Below are 26,681 nucleotides of genomic sequence, written 5' to 3' on the forward strand. Positions count from 1 at the left end.
AAGGAGTAGAATATTATTTTTTTGAAAATTGAATGTTCATAATGACAATCGCAAAAATGATTAGAGCAATTCCGATCCATTGCGAAAACACTACGGTTTCATTCAGAATTAAAAATGCCATCGAAACCGAAACAGGCAACTCTAAGGAGGCAACAATACTTCCTAAACTAATTCCGGTATGAGGAAATCCAGCATTCATAAGCATTGGAGGAATAACGGTTCCAAAAAGTGCTAAAATGATTCCCCATTTGAAGAAGATGTCATAGTTGAAGGGCGTATTTTGAGTAAATAGAGTAAAGAAAATAACAATTACAAATCCACCTAAAAGCATATATAAACTTCGTTGCGCTGAGGAAACGTTAGTGGCCACTTTATTGGCGCTATACATCGTTGTGGTAAACGAAGCAGCAGCCAACAGTCCTAATACAATTCCTCTCCAATCTAATGCTACTTGGTTTTGAAGAATGTTAGTGGCTAAAACGGTACCCAATAAAACGATACCCACAGCGACTATTTTTATAGTGGAAGGTCTTCTTTTTTCTAAAATAATTTCTAGTAAAAGCCCCATCCATACGGTTTGCATCAATAATACAATTCCAATAGATACGGGTATGTATTTGACTGCCAAATAATAAAAAATACTGGTTAACCCGGTAGAAGTTCCGGTAATCATTAGTTGAATAATGTCTTTTTTTGTAGATTGAACTACTTCTGTTCCCTTTTTCGCTTTTTGAAAAGCATTAATCAGTAAAACGACTAAAATCCCTAAAATAAATTGTGCACTAATTACTTCAGCTGGAGTAAATGGCAATCCAGTCATCCCTTTATCATTATACGCTAGTCTAACAAAAGTCGCCAACATTCCATAACTCGCTGCACCTAAACCAACCAAAAAAACTCCTTTTAATACACTATTATTTGCCATATTTTTCATTTTTAAAAAGCCGACAAATATAAAAGATAGTTATGAGTTTAGGGCCATGAGTTTCAGGTTTTTTTAAAAAATAGTTGTTAATTGTTTGTTCTGTATCCCAATTTTACTAGAATCAAAATTCAATTTTTGTTGTAAAAGTGTTGCATAAACACTTCTGAAATCGGTTTCGAATTTTAAATCACCATTATCTAAATTGGTTAAATCTGGATTTTTACCGACGACTTTTCCTTTATTGTTTCCGCCAATGATGAACATCGGAGCGGCAGTACCATGATCGGTCCCGTTACCATTGTCTTTAACTCTTCTTCCAAATTCTGAAAAAATGACAATCGTTACATTTTGAAGTAAATTTGCCTTTTTCAAATCAGAATAGAACGAAAAAACAGCATCGTTTAAATCGGTTAACTTATTTTGATGAATAGCCAATTGATTGTCGTGCGTATCAAATCCGCCCAAAGAAGTGTAGTATACTTTTGAGTTTAAATTTCCTTTGATCAAACGGGCAATCCATTCCAAATTTTTAGATAAGCCTGTTTTGGGATAATTTATTTCTTGTGTTGTTTTTGATAAGGCTTTTTGAATTTCTTCAGCGCCTTCGGTTACTGAATTGGCAATTTTTCGAACAAAATCCAGTTGCGGATTATTGGATAGTTTTACATTTTCATCCGTATCACTTTTTGTTTTAAATCGGTTAGGATCTTTAACCGTTATGCTATTCGGTTCTTGTCCTTTTAATGCCAAATTATCGATGTTGTCAATATTGATTCCAGCGGTTGGTGTATGTTCTTTACATTGAAAATCAAGATAACGGCCCAACCAACCTTCGTTTAGATATTGATTGGATGATGTTGCAGTTTGCCAAATCTCTTGACTGCGAAAATGCGATCGATTCGGTTCCGGATATCCTACATTTTGAAGGATTGTTAAATCACCGTTTTGCTGAATTTGGGCCAAACTTTTTAAAGCAGGATGAAAAGCCATGCCGTTATTTTTACCAATCACATCGTCTTTAGATAGCGCAATTTTTGGTCGGTTGTAGTAATAATTAGGATCATCAAAAGGGACAAATGTGTTTAAGCCATCATTCCCACCATTCAGTTGAATAAACACTAAGCATTGTTCTCCAATAATCAAGTTGGGTTGTGAACCATAAGCATACAAAAAATCGGGAAGTAGGAGCATTCCTCCTGTAAGTGTTCCTGTGAGCGATAAAAAATTTCTTCTGTTCATGATTTCTGAATTAAATTAACTGAAATTCGGGTGTTTTTACGATGGCATTGAATAATCGTATTACCGCTTGTTTGGCATTTTGAGCATCGGAATCAAAATCATATTTTAAAATAGTTTCGAACTCTTTTTGAGTAGTTTCATCCACACTAAAAAGTAAACGATTGGTTAATTGCTTTATGATTTCTTTATTGGTTCCTTTTTTCCAATCGAGTTGAACGGCTATATTTTGAGTGCTCCTATTTGCTTCACCTGCATCGGTTTTGAACATTTTCCGATTGATGGTTTTTCCTGCACAAAATAAATCGACTACATTATTACGTTGCATGTAAATTTGGGAAGTCAACCATGTTTTTCCACCTTCCCACCCTTTTACATTGGGCTGATTAAACAAATCCATACCTTGTTCTTTTAGAAAGAATACTAAAATCTGGTCATTTGGCAGATCAATATTTAACTCAGAAAATACTTGTAGTATAAACTCTAACGGATTTTTAATTTTAGATCCGGCGGTATCTTTTTTAGATTCTTCTGTGAAAATTTTGAGTAATAAAGGTTTGATTTCGAAATTGACTTTACGGAAATAATCACCATAGTAGGTCACCAATTCTTGTTTGGGATTATCATCGATGAACCATTTCAGAATTTTTTGAGTAATGAAATACGGAATGTTTTTTTGTTCAAAAATGATATCGACTAAATCATCGGCTTTAAAAACACCCGTTTGTCCCAAATAGGTTATGGTATCGTTGTCTTCAAATTGTGGACGATACATGGCTTCGTTTTGGCCTAATCCCAATCCAGCCAATGCCTTCGCGCCATTTTTTATGTCGGATTCAGTATAATTGCCTATTCCAAGTGTAAATAGTTCTAAAAGTTCTCTACTTAGATTTTCATTGATTTTATCTTTTCGATTGTCTACATTGTCAAGATAGCGAACCATTGCATTGCTTTTTAGTACTTTTTTGGTGAGTTCTTTAAAGTTTCCAAAGGCATTTTCGCGTAATAGTTGATTGTGCTGATAAATCCAGTGATTTACTTTCACTTTTTGATAAGTCGCCACAAAATGATTGTGCCAAAAACAAGTCATTTTTTCTCGAAGTGGATATTTATCACTTGTCATTTTAGCGATCCACCATGATTTCATTTGATTTGAAATTTGGAGTTCTTTAATCAGTAATTGTTTTGCTTCTTCTGGATTAGCGTCTTTTAAAGTTTTGCGTTTATCACGTAATTCGGCCAAGGTCTTCGGACTATCATCTAAAAAACGCGGTATTTCTTTTTCATAGTTGGATTGAAAAGAAAGCTCTAAAAATTTTTCAATTCCGATAGCAGCAATTAGTTCGCTCTGTGAATTGGAAAAACCCAAACGTAGTGACCAAAGAGAATTTGAATTCATAACTTTTTGTTTTATCATTAGACTCCAGAAATACGATTTGGTTTAAGTGTTGAATAAAAAAAACGTTCCAGCAATTGGAACGTTTTTCGTTTATCTTCTTCTAGTATGAACTGCTCTCACTTTACCAGCTCTACCTTTGTGTATAACGGTTGTGCCGCGTTTACTTTTGACAACTGTTGTTGAGGTGTGTCTTCTGGTTTTATACGATTTATGAACCACTACACGTCGAGTTGGTGTACGATGGAAATACACTTTATGCACATGACAACGTCCAATAAAAAGGCTATGACGAATGGGTCTCCAAGGTTTCCACCATCTAGGGTATGCAGCCCATCGTATGGGAGATATCCAAACTTGATAGCCAGGAGCGAATACAAAACGAACGCTTGGCCACGTCCAAACATTAACGACTATACGATTGGTAATAATTTCAGGCATTGCAGGTCCTTTTTCTGCACCCATTTTTTCATTTGTTTCAAATGGTTCGGCAATGGTGTTTTCGGCATATAAATCTTCGTCACCAAAAATTTGTAAACGAGCTTCTTCGTTTCCTGTTTTTTCAATGACAATGGTAGCAATGTCTTGCTTTTCGTTTTCTCCAACTAAAGCAGTTAAGACCAAAACATGACTGTCTTTTTCAATAACATCTTCTACGGTGATATAATCTATGTTCCCGTCGTTATTTAAATCCAGATTATTAATATCATTTCTTTCGTCGTTTATTAATTGTTCAAATTCTTCAATGGTACTTGCTTTTTTTAGCATCGTTAATGCTCCTTCAAGGCTAAAGTTTTCGCCAGCAAATTCGGGAGCATCTTTTTCTTGACCCAATGAAATTGACATTCCAAAAACAATTAATACGGTAGTAAAGTAGTTTCGCATAATGAGTGGTTTTTAGGGGTTCTTATGATTAGACTTTGTCTTTTTTGAATGGTTTAATGAGGTAGCATTTTTTTCTTTTCGGAAAACAATAATTCTCTGAATTAAATCATGAGGTAGAGGTTTGTTTAATGGAAACTGAAGGGTTCCTTTTCCTCCTTTGTAATTTTGTAATTCTTCTTTAAAAATTGCATTCTCCCTAGGGGCAGGATAAATGCTGACATGTTTTTGATAACCTGCAAAGTAGAGTAAAATTCCATGCAATTTATAGGCGGGTATATTGTAGCTTATAGTTTCTTCTGCTTCAGGCGCATATTTTTTTATCAGATTTCGTATCTCAACTAATAATTTTTGAGTTTCTTCTGGAAACCAAGAAATATAATCGTCAACATTTTTTGGAGTGCTTCTTTCCATATTTTTAAATTGAGGAATACACTCAAATTTACTAACTTTTTTTGCAATTTTAATGTAACAGTTTTAATAAATTCAACACTTATGAGCAATTAAATAAACTAATGAAAAAAATAATTTTAGCTACTTCGCTCATTTTTAGTGGAGTATCCATTTCTAATGCGCAAGAAAGTACTACAACTACCAAAGAAAAATCCAATCAGCTTAATGAAGTTTCGATTGTAAAGGAAAAAAAAGCGGTCGAACAAAAGTCCGATCGTACCATTTTTGAATTTGCAAGCCAATCCTATTTAAATTCCGGATCAGTTTTAGAAGGAGTAAAAAAGTTGCCAGGGCTTGTCGCATCTGAAGTAGCGGGGATGATGTATCAAGGAAAGCAGTTGGATGTTTTTTTAGATGGTCGTCCATTAAACATTTCTTCCAATGAACTTACTACTTTTTTAGAAGGCATGCCTGCCAATTCGGTAGAAAAAATCGAAATTATTACCAATCCTGGAGCCGAATTTCCCGCCACTTCTGGAGGTGCCATTTTAAATATCATCACCAATAAAAAAGCAAAGAATTATTTGAGCGCTACCTACACAAACAGTACTAATTTTACTGTTTATGATCATCTGCGTGTTAGAACCAATAATAGTTTAATGTTGAATGCTAAAAATAAATACTTTGGTTGGCAGTTTAATGTGGGGCAAAATTATGCCGAAAGAGCGTTATGGTCGAGTGTCATTAAAAAAGAAAACAATTTAACGACTGTTTTGTCTAATACTGAAGCTGACCGAATTAATCGCGGGACTTTCACAAAATCAGCATTGACTTTTGATCTTGGAAATGATCGATTATTATTGAATTATGATTTGTTTTATAATAAGAATAATAGTTATACAGATGCTTACGGAACGTTAGGAGACAATACTATTTTTGAAACTTCCGATAAAGGTGATACAAAGAATGTGCGTCAGGATGCTGTAGTTACTTATCAAAAGCGATTTGCCGATAAGGCTAAAAAGTTAGATTTCCGATTCAATTACAGTCAAAATGATGTTGATTTTGGTTTGAATTCTTACATTTCGAATACGAATGTTTTAAATAACGCTTCTGGACAAAAAGTATATAATTTTAAAGCCGATTATTCGCAACCGATTAAAGTTTTAGAAAAAGGGAAGATTAGCTTCGGTACATTATATGAAGAACTTCATTTTGATACCAAAAACCAAGGAATTTCCAATTTAGAATATCGAAGAAGAACAGCTTCTACGTATTTGGAATTTCAAACCAAATACAAAAAATTCGATTTTACTGTGGGAGGTAGAGGAGAAGATTATGACATTACTGGAAAAACAAATACAGGTTCATTAACCCCTTTCCAACAGTATCGCTTTTTCCCTAATGCGAGTTTGCAGTATAATTTTATTCCACAAGTTTTTTTTAGTGCGAATTATAATAAAAAAATTACTTTACCGAGTACAAGTGCTTTAAATCCGAATAACACCACTTATGCAAATCCAAATGTTATTGTAAAAGGAAATCCGCAGTTACAACCTACTATTTTTGATAATTACGAAGTAAAAGTAAGTGCTTTCGATTATATTTTTGTGGGCTATAATATGAGCGTAGGAAATAATCAAGTGGTACAACGTTTGACCGTTGATGGCAATCAAACTACCAACACCAATATAAATGTACGAGAATTGAAAGTCCACAATTTCAATATAGGAATGCCAATTCCGTATATGCTTTTTACAAAAGGAATGAGTGAGACAGTTAAAGTAATGTCGAACGGAGGTGTAAATCCGGATAAAATTAATTTTCTATATGTTTATGCTGGAAGGCAAAAACATGAAATTCCAGATATAAACACGAAGCCCTATTGGATTGTTAACTTGATGTCTCAAGTTGTGTTGCCAAAAGAGATAAAATGGGTGACAAATTATAGTCATGTTACTGCTAAAGGAAACTTTTATTATTTTGTTACACAAAAACCTTATGGAGAAAGTTTAGATACCAGTTTTTCAAAGAAATTTTTAGGTGATCAATTAACGGTTTCTGTCAATTTTGATGATATTCTAAATACGAATCGCTCCGTATTTCAATCATTCGAAACACCAATATATGCAAGTAATAAAAGTGATACGAGACGTTTCGGATTTACAGTCAATTATAAAATCCCGACTAAAAATAAATTAGCCAAAGAAGATCCAAATCTTTTAAATAAAGAAAAGAAAGAGGACAATGGAAATGTAATTGGGAATTAATAAAAAAAACCTGTCAGGGAAACTATCTGACAGGTTTTTTATTTGGTTTTACTTCAACGTTTCAAAACTGCGTTTTACAAAGGATGTCAATTCTTCTCCTTTTAGCAATCCTTGAGAAAGTTTGGCCAAATCTAGGGCTTGTTTGACCAATTCCTTTTGAGCATCTTCTGAGCTGTTTAAAATGGTTGATGCCAATTCTGAATTGGTGTTAACCACCAAATTGTACATCTCTGGAAAATGGCTCATTCCGAACATTCCGCCCCCACTTGTAGCACTCATTTCTTTCATACGACGCATAAATTCTGGTTGCGTGATCATAAACGGCGCAGAGGTGCTTTCTAAGGCTTCCAGTTGCACACTATAATTTTCTTTAGGAACAACCGTTTCAATACTTCCTTTTAATTTCTCTTTTTCTTCTTCCGAAAGTTTTGAGATTTGTGTTTCTTCTTTCTGAATTAATTTGTCAATATGATCGGCATCTACACGAGCAAATACTAAGTTTTCGTTATCTGCTTCTAATTTCTGAATCAAATGCGAAACAATTGGAGAATCCAATAAAATAACCTGATAGCCTTTGGCTGTAGCAATGTCGATATAACTGTGCTGTGCTTCATTGTTGGAAGCATATAAAACCACCGTTTTTCCGTTTGTGTCGGTTTGTGTTGGGGCAATAGCTTCTTTTAATTCCGTTAATGTGTAATATTTTCCGTCGGTAGTTGGATACAATACAAAATCACCTGCTTTTTCATAGAATTTTGGTTCCGATAACATTCCGTATTCCAATACAATTTTAATATCGTTCCATTTTTTCTCAAAATCTTCACGATTTTCGTTGAATAGCGATTTTAATTTGTCGGAAACTTTTCGAGTAATATAATTCGAAATCTTTTTCACATTTCCATCGGCTTGTAAGTACGAACGCGATACATTTAATGGAATATCCGGCGAATCAACGACTCCTTTTAACATCATTAAGAATTCCGGAACAATGCCTTCCACATTATCAGTTACATAGACCTGATTTTGGAACAATTGAATTTTATCTTTCTGAATTTGAATGTTATCACCCAATTTAGGGAAGTATAAAATACCCGTCAAATTGAAAGGATAATCGACATTTAAATGAATGTTGAATAATGGTTCGTCAAATTGCATTGGGTACAATTCGCGGTAAAAGTTCTTGTAATCCTCATCGTTCAATTCGGTAGGTGCTTTTGTCCACGCTGGATTCGGATTATTGATAATGTTGTCTACTTCCACTTCTGTGAAAATATTGTCTTTGTCTTCCGCTTCAACAAATTCTCCTTTTTTCTGTTCGATTTTTTCTTTTCGAGTACCAAACTTAATCGGCACAGGCATAAATTTGTTGTATTTGGTCAACAACTGATTTATTTTGTACTCTTCTAAGAATTCTAATGAATCGTCAGCAATATGAAGGACGATTTCAGTGCCTCGATCTGTTTTAGTGTGAGGCTCTAACGTAAATTCTGGACTTCCATCACAGGTCCAATGTGCTGCTGGTTCGTCTTTAAAGGATTTAGTGATGATTTCAACTTTTTCAGCTACCATAAATGCCGAATAAAATCCTAATCCGAAATGACCAATAATTCCAGAATCTTTAGCGGAGTCTTTGTATTTTTCCAAGAACTCTTCCGCCCCTGAAAAAGCGACTTGATTGATGTATTTTTCCACTTCCTCAGCAGTCATACCCAAACCTTGGTCGATAATGTGTAGTTTTTTCCCTTCTTTATCGATTTTTACTTCGATTTTCGGATTACCATAGTCTACTTTAGCTTCACCAATACTGGTCAAATGCTTTAATTTTAAAGTTGCATCGGTCGCATTAGAAACTAGCTCACGTAGGAAAATCTCGTGATCGCTATATAAAAATTTCTTGATTAAGGGAAAGATGTTTTCTACCGAAACATTAATTTTTCCTGTTGTCATAGTATTTAATTTTAGTTTATGTTTTCTAGATTCAGTCAAAAGAAATACCAAAATGTAAAAAGTGACAAATTGACTTGAAATTGCTTTATTTTCTTGTTAATTTTTCGTAAATTGGCATGACTATTGTAAACTAGTCAAACATAAAAAATAATAAAATGAAAAAACTAATTTTAGTATTGGGATTACTAGGGGTGATTGTTTCTTGTAAACCAAAGCAACAGCTTGTTTCTACTACTGTAGACAGAAAATCACAGGTAGCAATGAAAGGAAGTTGGACGTTGACATCCGTTTCATTTCCAGGTTCAGAGTATTTTAAGGTAACTTCTTTTGAAGTAGCAGATGCCAAATGTTTTGAAGGTAGTACATGGGAATTTGTGTCGAACAACGACACAGGAAAAATGGCATTAACAAAATCAGGTTGTCCAGCGTATGCTTCCGATTTTAAATGGTATGTGACCAAAGAGCAACAAGTGGTTCTTAAATTTTTAAATGAGGGTGATAAAGCAAGAAAAGTAACTTCAGGTTATATTTTAGCTTTAGGCAATCAAACATTAGAGTCATTTCAACTGACAGATGTTGTTCAGGTTGGTAATAACAAAGCAAAAGTGGTTTATCAATTCAAAAAAAATAATTCTAAGTAAGATGAAAAAAACATGTATACACATACTTTCGGTAACTTTTTTGTTAGGAAGTATTCTTTCGAGCTGTGAAGCAGTAAAAAATTCAAATAATACACAACGTGGTGCTGTTATTGGCGCTGTTGGAGGTGCTGTTTTAGGAGGTGTTTTAGGAAATAACATTGGTAAAGGTGGAAATGGTGCATTAGGAGCAGTACTTGGTGGTGTCGTTGGTGGTGTTGCTGGTGGTGTTATTGGAAATAAAATGGACCGTCAAGCGCGTAAAATTAGCGAGTCCCTTCCTGGAGCAAAAGTAGAACGAGTAGGGGAAGGAATTAAATTGACTTTAGGGGAAAACTCAGTAAATTTCGATTTTAATAAAGCGACGTTAACCTCAAAAGCGAAAGCCAATTTAGATAAACTGGTGCCTGTATTCAAAGAGTATCCCGATACAGATATTAAAATTTACGGATATACCGATTCTAAAGGAGCCGATGATTATAATTTAAATTTATCAAATCAAAGAGCTTCGGCAGTAAAAGGATATTTGGATGCTAAAGGATTAAATGGTTCTCGCTTTGTAACACAAGGTATGGGTGAAGTTGATCCGATTGCTAGTAACGATACCGATGCGGGTCGCGCGGAAAACCGTCGTGTTGAATTTGCTATTACTGCAAATGATAAAATGATTCAAGACGCAAAAAAAGAAGCTGGACAATAATCCGTTATAAAATTTAACAAAAAGCTGTCCGTTGTGACAGCTTTTTTTATGCCTATTCTTCGTAATTTTGTACCCCTAATTTAATACAATGCTTCAGGTTGCTAACATCACTTTTGGATATACCGAAAAAACAATTATCAAAAACATTCAATTCGAAATCCTTAAAGGGCAAAATATTGCTGTTTTAGGCGAAAGTGGCTGTGGAAAAAGTACCCTATTAAAACTAATTTATGGGTTGTACGACCTTGATAAGGGTACCATTTTTTGGAATGACGAACAAGTACTTGGGCCGAAGTTTCATTTGGTTCCAGGAATGCCTTTTATAAAATATTTGGCACAAGATTTTGATTTGATGCCCTATATCACTGTGGCGGAAAATGTTGGAAAATTTTTATCGAATTTTTATCCGGAACAAAAACAACAACGTATTGCCGAGTTGTTGGAAGTGGTCGAAATGACCGAATATGCGGATGTAAAAGCCAAGTATTTAAGTGGCGGACAGCAACAACGGGTGGCGATTGCTCGAGTTTTGGCGGTGGAACCTGAGATTTTACTTTTAGATGAACCTTTCAGTCATATTGATAATTTTAGGAAAAATGCTTTACGTCGAAACCTTTTTGCCTACTTAAAAGCTAGAGGTATTACAGTGATGGTGGCGACTCATGACAGTACCGATGCTTTGTCGTTTGCTGATGAAACAATTGTGTTACACGATGGAGAATTAGTAGTTAAAGCACCATCAATGCAAATTTATAGCAATCCAAAATCAAAATATATTGCGTCTTTATTTGGGGAAGTCAACGAATTGGTCATTCAAAAGGAAGGAGAATCCGAAACGGTTTTGTTGTACCCACATCAATTGAAAGTTTCCGAAAAAGGAACATTAAAAGTTACTGTAAAGCAATGCTATTTTAAAGGAAGTTTTTATTTAATAAAATCGGCTTTCAACGGAAAACCTTTGTTTTTTGAGCATGCAACCGAATTAGATTTGCACTTAGATGTGAATTTGGAAGTACAAGTATAAAAAAAGAGGCTCAATTTGAGCCTCTTTTTTTATTAATTTTTTAGATACTTTTGAAGGAATTGGTCTTGTTCCCACAGCAAGTGAAATATGTTTTCTTTTGCCGCATATCCGTGTGATTCTTTTGGTAAAATTACCATTCTCACTGGGGCGCCCAACCCTTTTAAGGCTTGAAAATAACGCTCCGTTTGTAAGGTAAAAGTACCCGGATTGTTATCTGCTTCACCATGAACTAACAGTAAAGGAGTTTTCATTTTTTCGGCATTCATAAAAGGAGACATGGTATTGTATACTTCAGTTGCTTCCCAATAATTACGTTGCTCACTTTGAAATCCGAACGGTGTTAATGTTCTATTGTAGGCGCCACTTCTAGCGATACCACAAGCAAATAAATTAGAATGCGTTAATAAGTTAGCTGTCATAAATGCACCATAAGAATGACCTCCAACAGCTACTTTTTTTCGGTTAATATAACCTAAATTATCGATAGCATCGATGGCAGCTTCTCCGTTAGACACTAATTGTGTGATGAATGTGTCATTAGGTTCTGTTTTTCCTTCTCCAATAATCGGGAAAGAAGCATCATCAAGAACAGCATATCCTTTCGTTACCCAGTATATAAATGAACCGTAGTTAGGAAACGTAAACTCGTTTGGATTTTTATTGTTTTGTCCCGCTGAATTTTTGTCTTTAAATTCTGCTGGGTACGCCCAAATCAATAATGGAAGTTTTTCTTTTTTTGTGACTCTATCATAACCTGCTGGAAGGTATAAAGTTCCCGATAATTCTACACCATCTTTACGTTTGTATTTAATTACTTCTTTGTAAACGTTTTTAATGCTTTCAAATGGATTTTTGAAATTGGTAATTGGAGTAAGTTTATCTTTCGATTTTATATTTCTGAAATAATAATTCGGAAATTCAGTTGGCGATTGAATGCTCACCAAAACGTCTCCTTTTTTGAAATCTTCTATAGAAAAGATGTCCTCTTTTTTGTTTTTAAAGGCACTTTGGTACAAACGTTTCGTTTTTAAAGTAGCCAAACTAAATTCATCTATAAAAGGGAATTGTCCTTCTTTGGTAAAACCTTCTCCCAATAAATATAAATTGTTGTTCTCAATGGCTAATACATTTCTTCCGTACTGGTTTCGTTTTGTTTCAAAGGTACCTGGATCAGTATAAATATCTTGTTGATTCCTGTCTGAAATAACCTTAGGCGCTTCTGCAGGATTTGAAGGATTGAATAAATACGTTTTTATATTACGGGTATCGTACCAATTGTCATAGGCAATCGCTATGGATTGATTTCCCCAAAAAATGCCAGAAAAACGTTGTGGTGTTTTTAAAATTACAACTGGTTTTTCGCTAAAAGGAGCTTTCCATAACGATATTTCATCTCTGTAATCGACTTTAGTTGCTGGATCACCGCCGTCTAAAGCTTCTACATAATACAAAGTAGCTGGTTCGTCATTTCTCCATGAAATATTACGTTTCCCTTTTTTTACAGCCATAAAACCTTTTGGCATAATTTCAGTTAACGGTGATTCGTTTACTACTTTTACAAGATTTGCATTTAAATCATAGACTTCTGTTGTGATGGGAAATCTACCGTAAGGGACAATATAAGAAAATGGTTTCTTTAAAACATTTATTAGCAGGTAATTGCCGTCAGGAGAAAATGACTCTCCAATATAAGAATCGGCTTTTTTAAATAAAGTTGAAGTGCCATCAAGGTTTACCTTGTATAATTCGGAAGTGATTAAGTTTTCAAAATTAATCTCATCGGTTGGATTTTTTAATAAATCCTGAAAAGTTCTGTTGGAAGAGGTTTTTCCTTCACCCATTGAAACGGTTGGTCCATTGGGTAAATCTTTTTTAGTATCGATTAAAGTCGCTCTATTTTTCAGAAGGGCTTTCACTAAAATACTTTTTCCGTCACGATACCATGAAAATGGACTACCAGAATTTGCATTTAAATTATCCTCGGTTAATTTCTTAGCGGTAGCTGTTGGAATGTCTAATACCCATAATTCAACACCTTTTGAAGTAGTATTAGTAAAAGCTGCTTTTGTTTCATCTGGCGCCCAACTCAAATAAGCAATATTCGGATTTTGAGGTAAGCCACTGACTTGAATTTCATTTTTGTCTTTTATTTTTCTAACTTTTATGTTGTTGATATACGTTAACGTACTTGAAATATTGGTAACGGGATTAATTCGAAGTCCACCCAATCGCATTTCTTCCTGGTTTAAATCACTTAGCGTTTTATAAGTACTACGATAGGTTAAAATCATGTACTCTTTTTTTGTATCCATCAATACGGAAGGAGCTCTTTCATAATCGGCAAGGACCAAAATTTCAGAAGAGGGTTTTTGATACGTTACATTCTCTTGACTAAATCCCATCAAACCTATAAACAGGAACGATGCAGAAATAAATAATTTTTTCATAGTTAAATTAGTTTGTAGTGTAAAAATAACTCAGCGTAAATACTTAAAATAATTTTTAACAAAGATTTATATAATACCCAAAATCAATAAAACGCCATACGTTAACAACAACACTGCCACAATGTTTTGCATGACAGAAATTGTTGTTTTTTGAAGTAGTTTAGTGCCAAAATAAACGCCGATAAACGCCGATAAAGTGGCAAATCCTACTAGTTTGTAATCCAAATGGACTTCGTTGTTCATTATTTTGGGTAAATACACGCTCAATCGGGTGACATCTATCAAACAAGCAATAACAACACCCGTGGCGATGAACGTTTCTTTAGAAAGCCCCGCTCGAATTAGAAAGGCACTTCGCAAGGCCCCTTGATGACCTGATAATCCTCCGAAAAAGCCACTCAATATGCCACCTATGGAAAGGTATTTTTTGTCAAATTCTAATTTTTTGAATTTCGGAATAAAATCAAACAAGGCAAAAGCAATTAATAAAAAGCCGATGATTAGTTTTAAAGGAGTGATCTGGAAGGTTTTGTTTCCGATTTCATATGTTGTAATTGGGTTGCTATCCGTAAGTGTTTGTAGTACATAAGCGCCAGCAAATGAAAAGAGTATGGCCGGAATTCCGAATTTGAGAATGATGGTTTTATCTGCGTTTTTTCCAAACAGAAAAAATTTGAAAATATTATTCATAAAATGCACCATGGCTGTCAATACTACCGCTATTTCAATTGGAAAGAACAATCCGAAGACCGGAAGTAACAATGTTCCTAATCCAAATCCTGAAAATAAAGTCAACCCAGCGCCAATAAGTGCCACGAGACAAATAATTATATACTCCATTTTTGAGTTTTTCAATTCCTATTTCCAAAGATAAGCAATATTGAAATTGTCAATTCAGAAAAATTGTGTAATTTGTATTGTTAAATTTTGCAGTAAATGTAAATTTGCACACTCAATTTTAATTTAAAAGTAAAATATGTACCATTCTAAAATAACTGGTTTAGGTTTTTATGTTCCCGATAATATTGTAACGAATGATGATTTATCAAAAAAAATTGATACTACCGATGAATGGATTCAAGAGCGTACCGGTATTCAAAGAAGAAGACACATTATAAGAGGTGAGGATACTACCACATCTATGGGTGTTAAAGCTGCTGAAATAGCCATTGAACGTTCAGGCTTAGCGAAAGAGGATATTGATTTCGTGATTTTTGCTACGTTATCTCCCGATTATTATTTTCCAGGACCAGGTGTATTGGTTCAAAGAGATTTAGGGTTAAAAACGGTTGGAGCTTTAGATGTAAGAAATCAATGTTCTGGATTTGTGTATGCGGTTTCGATTGCCGATCAATATATTAAAACTGGAATGTATAAAAACATTTTGGTCATTGGTTCAGAAGTACACTCCACAGGTTTAGATATGACGACTCGCGGACGTGGTGTTTCCGTAATTTTTGGTGATGGTGCAGGAGCAGCTGTTTTGTCTCGTGAGGAAGATTTGACCAAAGGAATTTTATCAACCCACTTGCATTCTGAAGGACAACATGCGGAAGAATTAATCGTGAAAGCACCGGGAATGGGGCAACGTTGGGTTACGGATATTATTGCCGATAATAATCCGGAGGATGAAAGTTACTATCCTTACATGAACGGACAGTTTGTGTTTAAAAACGCAGTAGTTCGTTTTAGTGAAGTGATTAATGAAGGTTTGCAAGCGAATAATTTGCAAGTTTCTGATATCGATATGTTAATTCCGCATCAAGCGAATTTGAGAATTTCACAATTTATTCAGCAGAAATTTCAATTAAGCGATGACCAAGTCTATAACAATATCATGGATTACGGTAATACGACCGCAGCATCTATTCCAATTGCTTTGACAGAAGCCTGGGAAAAAGGAAAAATTAAAGAAGGTGACACAGTTGTTTTAGCGGCTTTTGGTTCTGGATTTACTTGGGGAAGTGTGATTATTAAGTGGTAATTGATGAAAAAACCAATCGTTTTAGCTTCTCTTTTCCTAATGGGTTGTGGTCAAGCAACTTTCCATGCCGATTGGTTGCAAGAAAAAGCACCGGAAGTGTATCAAACTCGTTTTGAAACTTCAAAAGGCGATTTTGAATTGGAAATTACTAGAGATTTATCGCCTAATGCTGCAGACCATTTTTATCAACAAGTCAAACATCATTTTTACGATAATACCTTGTTTTATAGAGTGGTTCCTAATTTTGTTGTGCAGTTTGGACATATGGATTCGACAAAAACCATCAATACTTGGGACCGATTTAAAGTAAAAGACGAGATTGTAAAGGCAAGTAATGTAAAAGGAGCGTTAAGTTATGCTAGGGCAGGAGTTGATTCACGCGGAAATCACTTGTTCATTAATTTGAAGGATAATAAGCGATTGGATACCATTTATTACAATAAAGTTAGAGGATTCCCGGCTTTTGGGAAAGTGATGAAAGGAATGGAAGTAGTAGAAAAATTGTATTCGGGTTACAGTAACGAAACCATGAAAATTTATGATTCTTTGGCCGTCAATCGCAAAGAATTTTTGAAAAAATTTCCCAAGTTAGATGCTATTAAAAAAGCTTACATCATAAAACAGAAATAGATTTAAAAACAAAAAACCTCGAAATCACTTCGAGGTTTTTTTGTAGTTATTTATAGAATTAAAACATTCCGCCACCACCTTGTGTTTCGTTGGCATCACGTTGTTTACGTTGTAAAGCTCTGTTTTTACCACCACCAAAGTTGTAGTTAAAACTCACGTTAAAGGATTGACTTTCCCAGAAAAAAGCACCATTTTGACGGTAAGGGATTTCGCCATCAAAAGCAAAACGCATATTGTTGAAAATATCATTGTAACGTAAAGTTACTGTTCCTTTTCCTTTTAAAACACTGTAAGTAGAACCAATATCGGCTTTGTACATTGATTTTCTTTCGCCTTGTAAACTCAAATCACGACCTCTGAACATTCCAAATAATTGAAAACGTAATTTTTTAGTAGCGGTAAAGGTGTTGTTCATTCTCGCATTGAAAGAATTCACATCAATCTCTTTGTCTTCATAAACGCCTGTAATTCCGTTTTGAACTGTTCCTCTTACCGTTTTAAAATAGGTATCGGCACTAATATTAGTTCCCCACCATTTTGTCGGTTTTAAGTTAGCAGAAGCCTCAATTCCGTAAGCATTATTATTTCTGAAATTATCGTAAGATAAAATTCTACGGTTAATGTCGTTTGGATCATTGAAGGTAACTCTTGAAATTTCGTCGTTAATCATTCGGTAAAATACTCCGGTTGTTATAGTACCTAATTTAATAGTACGCGTATAATTCACTTCAAACGAATTGGTAAACTGTGGCTCTAAACTAGGATTCCCTCTTGATTCGATGGTTGGAGTCGTCCATTCACGAATCGGGTTGATTTGCCCAATACTTGGTCGGTCTACTCTTCGAGAATAATTTAAATTGAAGGAGTTTTTTTCGTTTGGTGTATAATTAATAAACGCTGAAGGATACACGGTAAAAATTTCATCTTTCACGCTTTTTGCATCATTTTCAGTTGCAATGGAAGAAACCGTTTGGAAATCGGCCGATAAATTATATACTTCCGCTCTAAAACCTACCTGAGCACTCCATTTTTCCCATTTTTTACTATAGTTCGTGTAAAATGCATGAATGTCTCTTTTAAAATCAAAATTATTTAACGCTAAATAATTGAAGCCTGCATTTTTAAAATCACTGGTTGTACTTTGAAAACGTGATTCATACCCTAATTCTAATTTGGTTTTTTCTGTTAGAGGGTTGGTATAATCTATATTAAATTGAACATAATTGGTTTCGTTTTCAATAATGTTATCTCTATTATTCGTTGATGTAGAAGGATTATAGATGATGTTGTTATAATCTGTGTTTTCTTGGTTATTGGTAGTAGAGACATTGGTTTGGAACTCGATATTTTCACCTTTCTTGGTAAAATCGTGTTTGAAAGCCAAATCATAGGTTTGGTTTTTGTTGTTGTTTTCGTTTCCAGAACCTTGAAAAGTATCGTAATTATTTCTTAGAATATACGTACTAGGATCACCTAAGTCGATACCTCCCGGAACATTAGGATTGTCATCGTTATACGTAGTAGTATTGTCAAAATAGTTGACATGAGTTGTACTATTTCCATCCAAATGTGTAACGTTTTGATTGGTATATACCGAAAGCGTATTGCTGTCATCGATATAATAATCCATTCCTAATTTGAACAAGTGTGAATTATTTCTGTTTCTAAATCTAAATAATTGTTCGTTTTCTTTGGTTGGATTTTCTGAATTGACAAAACCACGATTGGCGTTTATCCCGTGATTGTAACCATAATTGGTGTAAAAGTTTACTTTTCCAACTTTATAATTTAAGTTTAAAGAAGAATTAATTTTTGGTGTTTTGGCAAATGTCACCCCATTGTTAACACTTCCGTTAAAACCAGAGTTCGCATTTTTGTGCAAAATGATATTGATAATTCCGCTCATTCCTTCTGGGTTGTATTTTGCTGAAGGATTCGTAATTAATTCAACTTGTTTAATCGAAGAAGACGGAATTTGTTGTAATAATTGTCCAACTTCAACATTAGAAGGTTTTCCATCAATTAACACACGTACATTGCTGTTACCACGTAAACTAATTTCTTTGGTTTGCGCATCGACACTTAAGGTCGGAATATTATTTAAAATTTCAGAAGCCGTTGTTCCTGATGCAATTAAATCTTTACCAACATTCACTACTTTTCGGTCAATTTTTTGTTCGATTGTCGATCGTTCTTTTACGATAGCAACCTCGCCTAATTGTTGTGCTTCTTCTTCTAAAGCTACTGTTTTTAATGCGTAGTTTTTATTTTCGTTGGAGATGGTAAATTTACTTTCGTAATTTTTAAATCCCATAAACTGAATTACAACAGTAAGTTCTTTTAATGGTAAATTTGAAACTGTAAAACTTCCATTGTCTTTAGAAATTCCGCCAGAAATAATTTTGCCGTCTTCTTTTACAGAAATAGTCGCATAAGGAATTGGTTCTCCCGTTTTCTTTTCGATTACTTTTCCTGAAATACTCCCTAAAAGCGATGCTACTGGGGCAGAGTTTTGTGCTTGTACGCTGGCAAACTGAGCTAGAATACAAATAATTAAGAGTTTTAATTTCATGCTAATTGTTTATTTGTTTGCGATTGATGATTTTGTGGAAATTCGCCACAAAGGTAATAGCTAGTAGACTTTCATTAACGCCTAATGTTACAGTTTTAAGAAATGTTTAACAGGCAAAAGAAAATCCCCCGAAGGAATGCTCCGAGGGATTTTGCACAATAAAACGTAACCAAACTCTTTTTTTTTAAAACATTCCGCCACCTTGCGAATCGTTTTGTTCTCTTTGCTTGCGATCTAACGCTTTGTTTTTTCCACTTCCAAAACGGTAACTGAAGTTGACATTTACGGTTCTGCTTTCCCAACGGAAACTACCATTAATTTTTGCTGGATCAGAACTATGAAAAGTTGATTTCATCGTTTTGAAGATATCGTTATAACGAACACTCAACGTTCCTTTACCACTTAAAAGATTTATTCTCGCTCCTAAATCGGTTTTCCACATGTCACCGTTCGAAAATTGCAAACTTCTTTCTCCCGCTCTGTACATTGTAAACCAAATCAGTCTCAAATCTTTCGTTACTTTGAAAGTGTGATTCATTCTTGTATTGAACAACGTAGCATTAATTTCTTTTTCGACTAAATTTCCATTGCGGTCTTCAATAATCCCTTTGTTGTTTTTAAAGTAACCGTCTACTCCAAAATTCGTATTCCACCATTTGTTGAAATCTAAATTTCCTGAAACTTCTACACCATATTCCGAATTGTGATCGAAGTTGGTAAAGGTTAACAATTGTTTATTGGCATCAAATGGGTTTGTAGTTAATACTTGTGAAATATCGTCTTTAATATATCTAAAGAAAGCTCCAGAAGTAATGCTTCCGATTTTTACTTTTCGAGTATAATTTGCTTCAACAGAATTGGTGAATTGTGGTTTTAAATCTGAATTTCCAATTTGTTCCACCGTAAGACCTGTCCATTGTCTAATTTCGTTTACTTGCTCCATGTTTGGACGGTCAACTCTTCTAGAATAATTAAAATTGAACGTATTTTTTTCAGAAGGCGAATATGTTACGAAAGCTGAAGGATAAAAAGTGAAGATATAATCTTTGAAAGTATCATCATTTTGACCCACTTTTTTGAATGTTCCGTTTACATCATAACTTTCTAAGCGCAATCCTAATTGATAATTCCATTTTCCAATTTGACTACTGTAATTTCCATAAGCCGATTGAATGTTTCTGTTGAATTCAAAATCAGAATCATAATTACCGTCCAAATTAAATTTGTTTCTAGTCCCATCAATACGGCTCTCTAAACCTAGCTCAATTTTTGAAGTCTCATTTAAAGGACTGGCAAAATCAATATTGGCAATAAAGTTTTCCCCATCTTTACTGATATTGTTTGTTTTGAACAAAATGTTGTTTCCGTCTTTGAATGTACTATTTTCTGGTTCTTCTGTAAGGTTGTAATTCAACTCAACATCCAATGTTTTTTCTGGTTTTTCAAATTTGTGCTTGTACGCTAAATTATATGTTTGATTTTTTTCTTTTCCAGTCGCGGTTTGAATTTGCATATTATCTGGAGTCAATGGATTGTAATAATTAATGCCGTTTTTAAATATTGCTACTGGACTATTAAACGATTGAATCGTATAAAAAGATAAAGTGTTTTTGTCATTAACATAAAAATCGGTACCTAATTTGGTAAAGTGATTTTTTTGAAACGGATTAATATCAAAACTTAAATCGTAATCCTCTGTACTGTTATATTTGTCCCAATGTATAAGTCCATTATTAAAACTTTTCCCATGATTCATTGAATATGTAGTGTAAAAGTTGAATTTATTTACTCTGTAATTTAAATCAATAGAACCATTAAATTTTGGAGTGATACCAAAATTTACCCCAGAATTTATATTTCCATTAAAACCCAAATTGGAATTTTTATGCAATACAATATTGATAATTCCGCTCATTCCTTCCGGATTGTATTTGGCAGATGGATTAGTGATCAGTTCAATTTGTTTGATTGACGTAGAAGGAATTTGTTGTAAAGCTTGTGCTGCAGAAAGATTGGAAGGTTTTCCATCAATAAAGATTCTAACATTTTCATTTCCACGCAAACTTACCGTATTGTTTTGCTGGTCCACACTCACTGAAGGAATATTATTCATGATATCAGCGGCAGTCGCTCCTGCAGAAATTAAATCTTTCCCAACGGTAATGACTTTGCGGTCAATTTTTTGTTCAATCGTAGATTTTTCCTTAACAACACTTATTTCTGCTAATGCTTTGGCTTCTTCTTCGAGTAAAATGTTTTTTAAATTTAAACTTCTAGTATCGGAATTTAAAGTAATAGTAGTTTCATACTTTTTATATCCCATAAATACGACTTCAATTTGAAGTGTATTTAGAGGTAAGTTGCCTACAGTAAAGTTTCCGTTGTCTTTTGTAATTCCACCAGAAATTACTTTTCCATCTTGTTTTACTGTTACCGAAGCGTAGGGTAATGCTTCATTGTTTCTTTTGTCAATTACTTTTCCAGTAATATTTCCCTGATTAAGGACAATTGCACTCTCGGGTGCTGAAGTTTGTGCTTGCAGTTGAGCAAACGTTGCCCAGATGCAAATTAAAATTGCTTTTAATTTCATTTTGATGATTGATTTATGATTGATGATGGGTCAAAAGTAACACAATAAATAATACTATGCAATACAAAGTACTATTTTTTATTAAAATTTAACATTTTACTTTTGCTTACTTACTAGACGACGGATGAAGAGAAACGTTACAGGAATTGGGAATAAAATTAAAAAACCCTCTTGAATTCTATGATTAAAAGGGTTTTAAGTGTGAAAGTTTTGTTATCGTTTTAGACTAAAATGGGCTTTAAAGGTTCTGTTAGATCCTTTGTCATTATAATCGACGGTAAACCAATAATCGGTTGCGGGTAATGGTTGACCGTTATAAGTTCCGTTCCAACCCGTTGTACTTGGCGTTATTTGTTGGATTAATTTTCCAAATCGATCAAAAATGAAAATTGGAGCGTTTGGATTTGTCGTTTTCAAATCGGTGATATTCCACGTTTCATGATAATTGTCTCCGTTAGGGGTGAAATATTTTGGATAATTAATGATTGTTGCTTTTTTTGGTTTGGGTGAACAATGACCATCTTTATCTCTAACTGATGCCGTATGATCTCCTGGAGTCACATTATAGAATATGTTGCTATCTTGAAATAAGCCTCCATCCAATTGATATTCATAATTTCCAGAACCTGGACCTAAAACATTTACGGTTATATAAGTTGGGTTGGTAAAAGCATCACTATAATCAATGGTTATGTAAGGTGCATAATCTACAACTTCGAATGTTACTGGATTTGAACATCCTGTAGAATTATCTCTCACTGTAACCGTGTAATTCCCTGCGGTATTTGTAGTATAACTTGGTGTTATAGCTAATATTGTGGATCCTGTTCCTGCAGAGGTCCACTGAAATGAATAATTGGCTGCGGATAATCCAGTATCAATTGTAGTAGGTATAACTTCTGACGGATTTACACTACAAACAAAATATTTTTCTTCAAGTTGAGGATTTGGTAGCGGGTTAATTCTTAATTGCACTTCGGTAAAATTAGGACAAGGATTGGTTGAAGTGATATTTGCAATACGAACCCAAATACTTCCAAAATACGGACTCATATTCGTCGGGTTAGTATTTATATAAGCTGAAGGATTGGCAATAGGATTTGTTCCAGCAATTGCATCCGTACTATTGGTATAATAACTAATTGCAAAATCGGTTGCAGGTGTTTGGCTTCCTAATACTGTTGCTTCTACTTGTGTTAAATCAAATTGATAAATACAATCGAAATTGGTTGAACCATTTCCAGTATAGGTATCACAAACTGGAGGAATAATTGCTGGATTTGCAATTGGTCGAGGTACAATGTTTACGATAAAATCACTTTCATCTGTACATGTTCCAAAGTTGCGATAGATGTAGATAGTTTGTGTAGCAGTAATTGTGGCATTAGCTGCTAATAAACCTACACCACCAGGATTAGAATAATAATTTTCACCTGGTTGTAAAGCGCTTGGGTCTAATGTATAGCTTTCACAAGTGAGAGGGACGTCAGGAAGCTCTGTCACATTGTTTAAAGTAATTCTTATTTGTTCTTCCACAGTACAATTTGGTGTTGTTGCTGTTTCGGCATAAGCATAAATTACCGCTGGTGGTGGATTATTTATATCATAAGTAACCGGTGCATTAATTATAGAACCTGTTTTTCCTGGACCTGTATAATAGGTTCCAATAGTTAATGGATCTAATGTATAGGTGTCACAAGCTGTAATACTGTTTTGTACAGCAGGGGTAAGCACAGGGGTATAGTTAATTACAATATCAAAGGCATTCTCATCAATACAATTTTTACGGTTGTTTGTTTCTGTAAATACATATATTGGTGAACCTACTGGTGTAGAAGTAGTAAATCTTCTCGGTAGTGTGATTAAATTACCAGTTCCATAAGGACCTCCTGGTGCATCATAATAAAAATTATTCGGAGGAAGCGTTGGTAAATCGTAAAAATCACAATGCGTTTGAGTTGGTCCTAAATCAACTGCTTCAATTCCGTCTAATGTTATTATAGATGATTCTTCAGTATAGCAAAAAGGATCATTTGGGCTGACTGCGGTAATATAAATTATTTTTCTTCGGTTTGGAATATCATCTTCAGCATTCAAATCACTAGCGTCGATTACAAAATCAGTAATTGGAATTTGCGCACTTGGATTATTTGGATCATACGGATTGTCAAAATAATTACCTACAGTTAAAGGGGTTAAAGTATAAGAATAACATTCAATAGGATTTCCTCTCGGGTCGATAATTGGTTTTGGATTAATAGTTATGGTCCACGGAACTTCATTATAACAAACAGGTGTCAATGCCAAAGTAGATTCTTTGTACACCCAAATGGTTTCAGTAGTTGTAATACTGTCAACTCCAGCGAAAAGTTCAGTCAATCCATTTCCTGGACCATTTTGTCCTCTAAAATAACGTCCTCCTTCAGGATTTACTGGTAATAAATAACTTTCACAAGCGGTAACAGGTTGTGGCGATGTTAAATTAGGTTGATGAAAAGTTACGTCAAAAAAATCATCATCTGTACATGAAGCTCCAGGAACAAAAGTGTAAATTCTAGTGGTTTGATTAATATCTCCTGGAGGAATAACATTTCCGCCACCGTTAGGAGCATCACGATATTCGCCAAAAGGAGAAGCAGTTAATGTATACGGAGGAGTACATAAATCAACATTAGGAATTCCCAGTGTATTGATATACACCATAAAATCATATACTGTAGAGCGACAGGTATTGTTTTCTGCAAAAGCATACACATGTGTCGTGGTAGTAATTGGTAAAGTAAGTGGTGTGTACGTATCTGTTGGAAGATCATAAGTATAATAATTGCCGGTTCCCACATCGGTTACAATAACTGGTAACGTATTCACTTGTGTACAATCAAAAATTGTAGAAAAAACAGTACTTATAGTTGGAGTTTGAATTATAGTTACATCGAAATTATCTACATATGGGGTACAACTTGGATCTGTATACGTAAATTGAATATAAATGGTAGTTGTTCCCAAGGTATTTATAATATGACCTGGAAATACTTCTTGTGTTAAGGCAGCGTCTAAAAAATATCTAGTTCCTGGCATGGGATAAGTTGGTAATTCTGCAGCAGCACAAACTGACAAATCATTCGGAGTAATGTCATTCACATCAACAATGGTGATGTCAAAACTGTGTTGCGAAAAACAACTTGGAGTACCTCCTGTTTCGTTGTAAATATAAACCGTGGTATCAGTGGTAATTACTGTTCCTACTGGTAATAATGGTAGTCCTTGATTAGGTCCAGAATAATAATTTCCGCCATTTACAAGAGTAGGCAATGTGTACTGTACACAAACATATTGATCTGAAATTAAATCAACTGCCGGTCTTGGTTTAACAATTAAATTGAATGACTGTAAAGTGTTAAAACAGGTTGGTTCCGTACTATTCTCAATTCGAATAAAAATAGTGGTGTTTCCAGTAATTAGTGGAGAACTGATATCAATCGGATTGATGTCATTATCAGCGTCCGATTGACTGAAATGATAACTTAGGGTATACACACTTGTCGATTGTCCACCCATAATGGTCGCTGATAATGCAGCCAAATCAAAAGCGGCAGAATTCGAGCCAGAGGCTGTTTCACAACGTGTAATATCACCTGGGTCTGTTGCAGTAGGAGGTGGTGTTAATCGCAAATTAAAGGATTTCGTCACATAACAACCGTTACTATCTTGAATTCGCATCCAAATCATTTTAGGTAATGCTCCAGTAGCCACAATATGAGATACCGCTAAAGGGTTGGTGTTGTTTTGTGCTTCCGTTTGTAAGTTGTGATAACTAATCGTAAAGGTGTTTGAAGGATCGACAACTACTGTATTGTAAGATAAATCAAAAGTATAGGTAGGTTGACCATTATTACATTTATAAAGATCAACAGGGTCTGGAGTTGAAATCGATGAATTATATTCAATTATGATATCATTAGTGGCTACTTCACAATTAGTGGTAGCAATGTAATAGGTTAACAAATAAGTACCAGGCGTATTAATAGTTAAATTTGGACCTGTTTCACCTGGAATCGGTACACCATTTACGTCTTTCCAAATAAAAGTAAATTGAGAAGGATCTAATCCAGAGGTTATAGTATAACTTACATTAGTGCCGTCATTTGAACACAATGCTGTACCATTTGCTACCGTTAAATCTGGTCCTAAAACATCTTGGTTGAAAACAAAACTACTTTCTCCTAAAAATAAAGCAGAATCAAAACGGACGTCATTATTCGTTCCTCCATTATCGGCGATAACTAACTTTATATGATATAATCTGTTTGGAATTAATGTCGAAGCAGCATTCATTAAAACGGTTTGACCATTAAAATTAGTGGGTGAACCAGCAGCTGCAGAACCTCCATTAAAACTTCCAAAATAACTTGGATTAGCCGAAGGACAAGAGGAATTGTATAAGGCATCGCGTATGGTCGCTACAGAAATCGGGGTAGTTGTACTCGGAATAACCGCTAAATTGGTTGTGGTACCTGTTACAACATCAGTCAATAAAAAAGCAAATGCATCAGGTGATTGACATTGAAAGGTCCCATATTCTTCTGAAGCAAATAAAAATTGAAAGTTGAAATAAGAGGAAAACGATGTAAAATCGAATTCTAATGTGGTAGCATTTGTTGAATTCATTGAAATACCTGATGCCAACAAGGTGGTTTCTAAATTCGTATCCCCAAGCCATGCTGGACTACCATCACTCAAATCGGAAGTATTAGGTCCTGGAGAATTAATGGCACTTCCGGTAGTCAGTACTACACCCGAAGCCAACGGAAAAGCTGGATTTGTATTGGTAAAATAACCAATTCCGTTGCTGGAGCCATAAAAAGTCCCCGTTCTTGAAGTGACATTGGCTACATTGGCACAAGGACTGTTAACCAATACATTTCGAACTAAATCATCTGCTGTTCGAGTATCATTAATTGTGATTACTTGCGAAAAACCGAAGCAAGTGAAGAAAATTGTAAGTAGGGATAAAATCTTTTTCATAGACTATACATAAGGGCCAAAT

At 34.5% G+C, this 26,681-nt stretch carries 17 protein-coding genes; 6 read left to right on the forward strand and 11 right to left on the reverse strand.

Annotated elements, in window-relative coordinates:
• Window positions 1-13: 13 nt before the first annotated feature.
• The 5 genes from EQG63_RS08375 to EQG63_RS08395 form a co-directional block, all read right to left on the reverse strand.
• Complete coding sequence (locus EQG63_RS08375) at window positions 14-925, reverse strand: EamA family transporter (protein ID WP_129435924.1); 912 nt, start codon at window positions 923-925, stop codon at window positions 14-16.
• A 72-nt stretch (window positions 926-997) separates the two neighbouring features.
• Entirely contained in the window at window positions 998-2,164 is a 1,167-nt protein-coding gene (locus EQG63_RS08380) for a DUF1501 domain-containing protein (RefSeq protein WP_129435925.1), read from the reverse strand.
• A gap of 10 nt (window positions 2,165-2,174) precedes the next feature.
• On the reverse strand, window positions 2,175-3,560 hold the full coding sequence (locus EQG63_RS08385; RefSeq protein ID WP_129435926.1) for a DUF1800 domain-containing protein: 1,386 nt from the start codon (window positions 3,558-3,560) through the stop codon (window positions 2,175-2,177).
• 90 nt (window positions 3,561-3,650) lie between these two features.
• Entirely contained in the window at window positions 3,651-4,442 is a 792-nt protein-coding gene (locus EQG63_RS08390; protein WP_129435927.1) for a hypothetical protein, read from the reverse strand.
• 12 nt (window positions 4,443-4,454) lie between these two features.
• A complete protein-coding gene (locus EQG63_RS08395; protein ID WP_129435928.1) occupies window positions 4,455-4,853 on the reverse strand; it encodes an iron chaperone in 399 nt (132 codons plus the stop codon).
• A 101-nt stretch (window positions 4,854-4,954) separates the two neighbouring features.
• Between EQG63_RS08395 and EQG63_RS08400 the strand changes: the two genes are divergently transcribed.
• The gene (locus EQG63_RS08400) at window positions 4,955-7,102 is read left to right on the forward strand and encodes a TonB-dependent receptor domain-containing protein (protein WP_129435929.1); all 2,148 of its coding nucleotides are present in this window, start codon (window positions 4,955-4,957) and stop codon (window positions 7,100-7,102) included.
• Window positions 7,103-7,150: 48 nt separating this feature from the next.
• Here the strand turns inward: EQG63_RS08400 and htpG are convergent, their stop codons facing one another.
• The gene (htpG, locus tag EQG63_RS08405) at window positions 7,151-9,049 is read right to left on the reverse strand and encodes a molecular chaperone HtpG (RefSeq protein ID WP_129435930.1); all 1,899 of its coding nucleotides are present in this window, start codon (window positions 9,047-9,049) and stop codon (window positions 7,151-7,153) included.
• Between the two features lie 155 nt (window positions 9,050-9,204).
• Here htpG and EQG63_RS08410 point away from each other — a divergent pair, with 155 nt between their 5' ends.
• The 3 genes from EQG63_RS08410 (at window position 9,205) to EQG63_RS08420 (ending at window position 11,411) form a co-directional block, all read left to right on the forward strand.
• Complete coding sequence (locus EQG63_RS08410) at window positions 9,205-9,690, forward strand: lipocalin family protein (RefSeq protein ID WP_129435931.1); 486 nt, start codon at window positions 9,205-9,207, stop codon at window positions 9,688-9,690.
• 1 nt (window position 9,691) lies between these two features.
• Entirely contained in the window at window positions 9,692-10,387 is a 696-nt protein-coding gene (locus EQG63_RS08415) for an OmpA family protein (RefSeq protein ID WP_129435932.1), read from the forward strand.
• Between the two features lie 88 nt (window positions 10,388-10,475).
• Window positions 10,476-11,411 carry an ABC transporter ATP-binding protein gene (locus tag EQG63_RS08420; protein WP_129435933.1) on the forward strand — a complete coding sequence of 312 codons (936 nt, stop codon included), beginning with the start codon at window positions 10,476-10,478 and terminating at the stop codon, window positions 11,409-11,411.
• 32 nt (window positions 11,412-11,443) lie between these two features.
• Here the strand turns inward: EQG63_RS08420 and EQG63_RS08425 are convergent, their stop codons facing one another.
• Both EQG63_RS08425 and EQG63_RS08430 read right to left on the reverse strand, forming a co-directional pair.
• A complete protein-coding gene (locus EQG63_RS08425; RefSeq protein WP_129435934.1) occupies window positions 11,444-13,858 on the reverse strand; it encodes a S9 family peptidase in 2,415 nt (804 codons plus the stop codon).
• Window positions 13,859-13,924: 66 nt separating this feature from the next.
• Window positions 13,925-14,698: a sulfite exporter TauE/SafE family protein gene (locus EQG63_RS08430; protein WP_129435935.1), complete on the reverse strand. Its 774-nt coding sequence runs from the start codon at window positions 14,696-14,698 to the stop codon at window positions 13,925-13,927.
• Window positions 14,699-14,834: 136 nt separating this feature from the next.
• Between EQG63_RS08430 and EQG63_RS08435 the strand changes: the two genes are divergently transcribed.
• Complete coding sequence (locus tag EQG63_RS08435; protein WP_129435936.1) at window positions 14,835-15,842, forward strand: 3-oxoacyl-ACP synthase III family protein; 1,008 nt, start codon at window positions 14,835-14,837, stop codon at window positions 15,840-15,842.
• Window positions 15,843-15,845: 3 nt separating this feature from the next.
• On the forward strand, window positions 15,846-16,472 hold the full coding sequence (locus EQG63_RS08440) for a peptidylprolyl isomerase (protein ID WP_129435937.1): 627 nt from the start codon (window positions 15,846-15,848) through the stop codon (window positions 16,470-16,472).
• A gap of 58 nt (window positions 16,473-16,530) precedes the next feature.
• Here the strand turns inward: EQG63_RS08440 and EQG63_RS08445 are convergent, their stop codons facing one another.
• The 3 genes from EQG63_RS08445 to EQG63_RS08455 all read right to left on the reverse strand — a co-directional run bounded on the left by EQG63_RS08445 (window position 16,531) and on the right by EQG63_RS08455 (window position 26,659).
• Complete coding sequence (locus tag EQG63_RS08445; RefSeq protein WP_129435938.1) at window positions 16,531-19,044, reverse strand: TonB-dependent receptor domain-containing protein; 2,514 nt, start codon at window positions 19,042-19,044, stop codon at window positions 16,531-16,533.
• Between the two features lie 184 nt (window positions 19,045-19,228).
• Window positions 19,229-21,634 (reverse strand): outer membrane beta-barrel family protein, encoded by a 2,406-nt coding sequence (locus tag EQG63_RS08450; protein WP_129435939.1) that lies wholly within the window; start codon window positions 21,632-21,634, stop codon window positions 19,229-19,231.
• A gap of 213 nt (window positions 21,635-21,847) precedes the next feature.
• On the reverse strand, window positions 21,848-26,659 hold the full coding sequence (locus tag EQG63_RS08455) for a T9SS type B sorting domain-containing protein (RefSeq protein ID WP_129435940.1): 4,812 nt from the start codon (window positions 26,657-26,659) through the stop codon (window positions 21,848-21,850).
• Window positions 26,660-26,681 lie beyond the last annotated feature (22 nt).

This window comes from Flavobacterium amnicola, from assembly GCF_004122165.1.
GTDB classification, from domain to species: Bacteria; Bacteroidota; Bacteroidia; order Flavobacteriales; family Flavobacteriaceae; genus Flavobacterium; species Flavobacterium amnicola.

Bases quoted from the DNA above. Each gene is read 5' to 3' on its own strand.
- EQG63_RS08375 (WP_129435924.1), bottom strand. From the start codon at position 925: ATGGCAAATAATAGTGTATTAAAAGGAGTTTTTTTGGTTGGTTTAGGT.
- EQG63_RS08380 (WP_129435925.1), bottom strand. From the start codon at position 2,164: ATGAACAGAAGAAATTTTTTATCGCTCACAGGAACACTTACAGGAGGA.
- EQG63_RS08385 (WP_129435926.1), bottom strand. From the start codon at position 3,560: ATGAATTCAAATTCTCTTTGGTCACTACGTTTGGGTTTTTCCAATTCA.
- EQG63_RS08390 (WP_129435927.1), bottom strand. From the start codon at position 4,442: ATGCGAAACTACTTTACTACCGTATTAATTGTTTTTGGAATGTCAATT.
- EQG63_RS08395 (WP_129435928.1), bottom strand. From the start codon at position 4,853: ATGGAAAGAAGCACTCCAAAAAATGTTGACGATTATATTTCTTGGTTT.
- EQG63_RS08400 (WP_129435929.1), top strand. From the start codon at position 4,955: ATGAAAAAAATAATTTTAGCTACTTCGCTCATTTTTAGTGGAGTATCC.
- htpG (WP_129435930.1), bottom strand. From the start codon at position 9,049: ATGACAACAGGAAAAATTAATGTTTCGGTAGAAAACATCTTTCCCTTA.
- EQG63_RS08410 (WP_129435931.1), top strand. From the start codon at position 9,205: ATGAAAAAACTAATTTTAGTATTGGGATTACTAGGGGTGATTGTTTCT.
- EQG63_RS08415 (WP_129435932.1), top strand. From the start codon at position 9,692: ATGAAAAAAACATGTATACACATACTTTCGGTAACTTTTTTGTTAGGA.
- EQG63_RS08420 (WP_129435933.1), top strand. From the start codon at position 10,476: ATGCTTCAGGTTGCTAACATCACTTTTGGATATACCGAAAAAACAATT.
- EQG63_RS08425 (WP_129435934.1), bottom strand. From the start codon at position 13,858: ATGAAAAAATTATTTATTTCTGCATCGTTCCTGTTTATAGGTTTGATG.
- EQG63_RS08430 (WP_129435935.1), bottom strand. From the start codon at position 14,698: ATGGAGTATATAATTATTTGTCTCGTGGCACTTATTGGCGCTGGGTTG.
- EQG63_RS08435 (WP_129435936.1), top strand. From the start codon at position 14,835: ATGTACCATTCTAAAATAACTGGTTTAGGTTTTTATGTTCCCGATAAT.
- EQG63_RS08440 (WP_129435937.1), top strand. From the start codon at position 15,846: ATGAAAAAACCAATCGTTTTAGCTTCTCTTTTCCTAATGGGTTGTGGT.
- EQG63_RS08445 (WP_129435938.1), bottom strand. From the start codon at position 19,044: ATGAAATTAAAACTCTTAATTATTTGTATTCTAGCTCAGTTTGCCAGC.
- EQG63_RS08450 (WP_129435939.1), bottom strand. From the start codon at position 21,634: ATGAAATTAAAAGCAATTTTAATTTGCATCTGGGCAACGTTTGCTCAA.
- EQG63_RS08455 (WP_129435940.1), bottom strand. From the start codon at position 26,659: ATGAAAAAGATTTTATCCCTACTTACAATTTTCTTCACTTGCTTCGGT.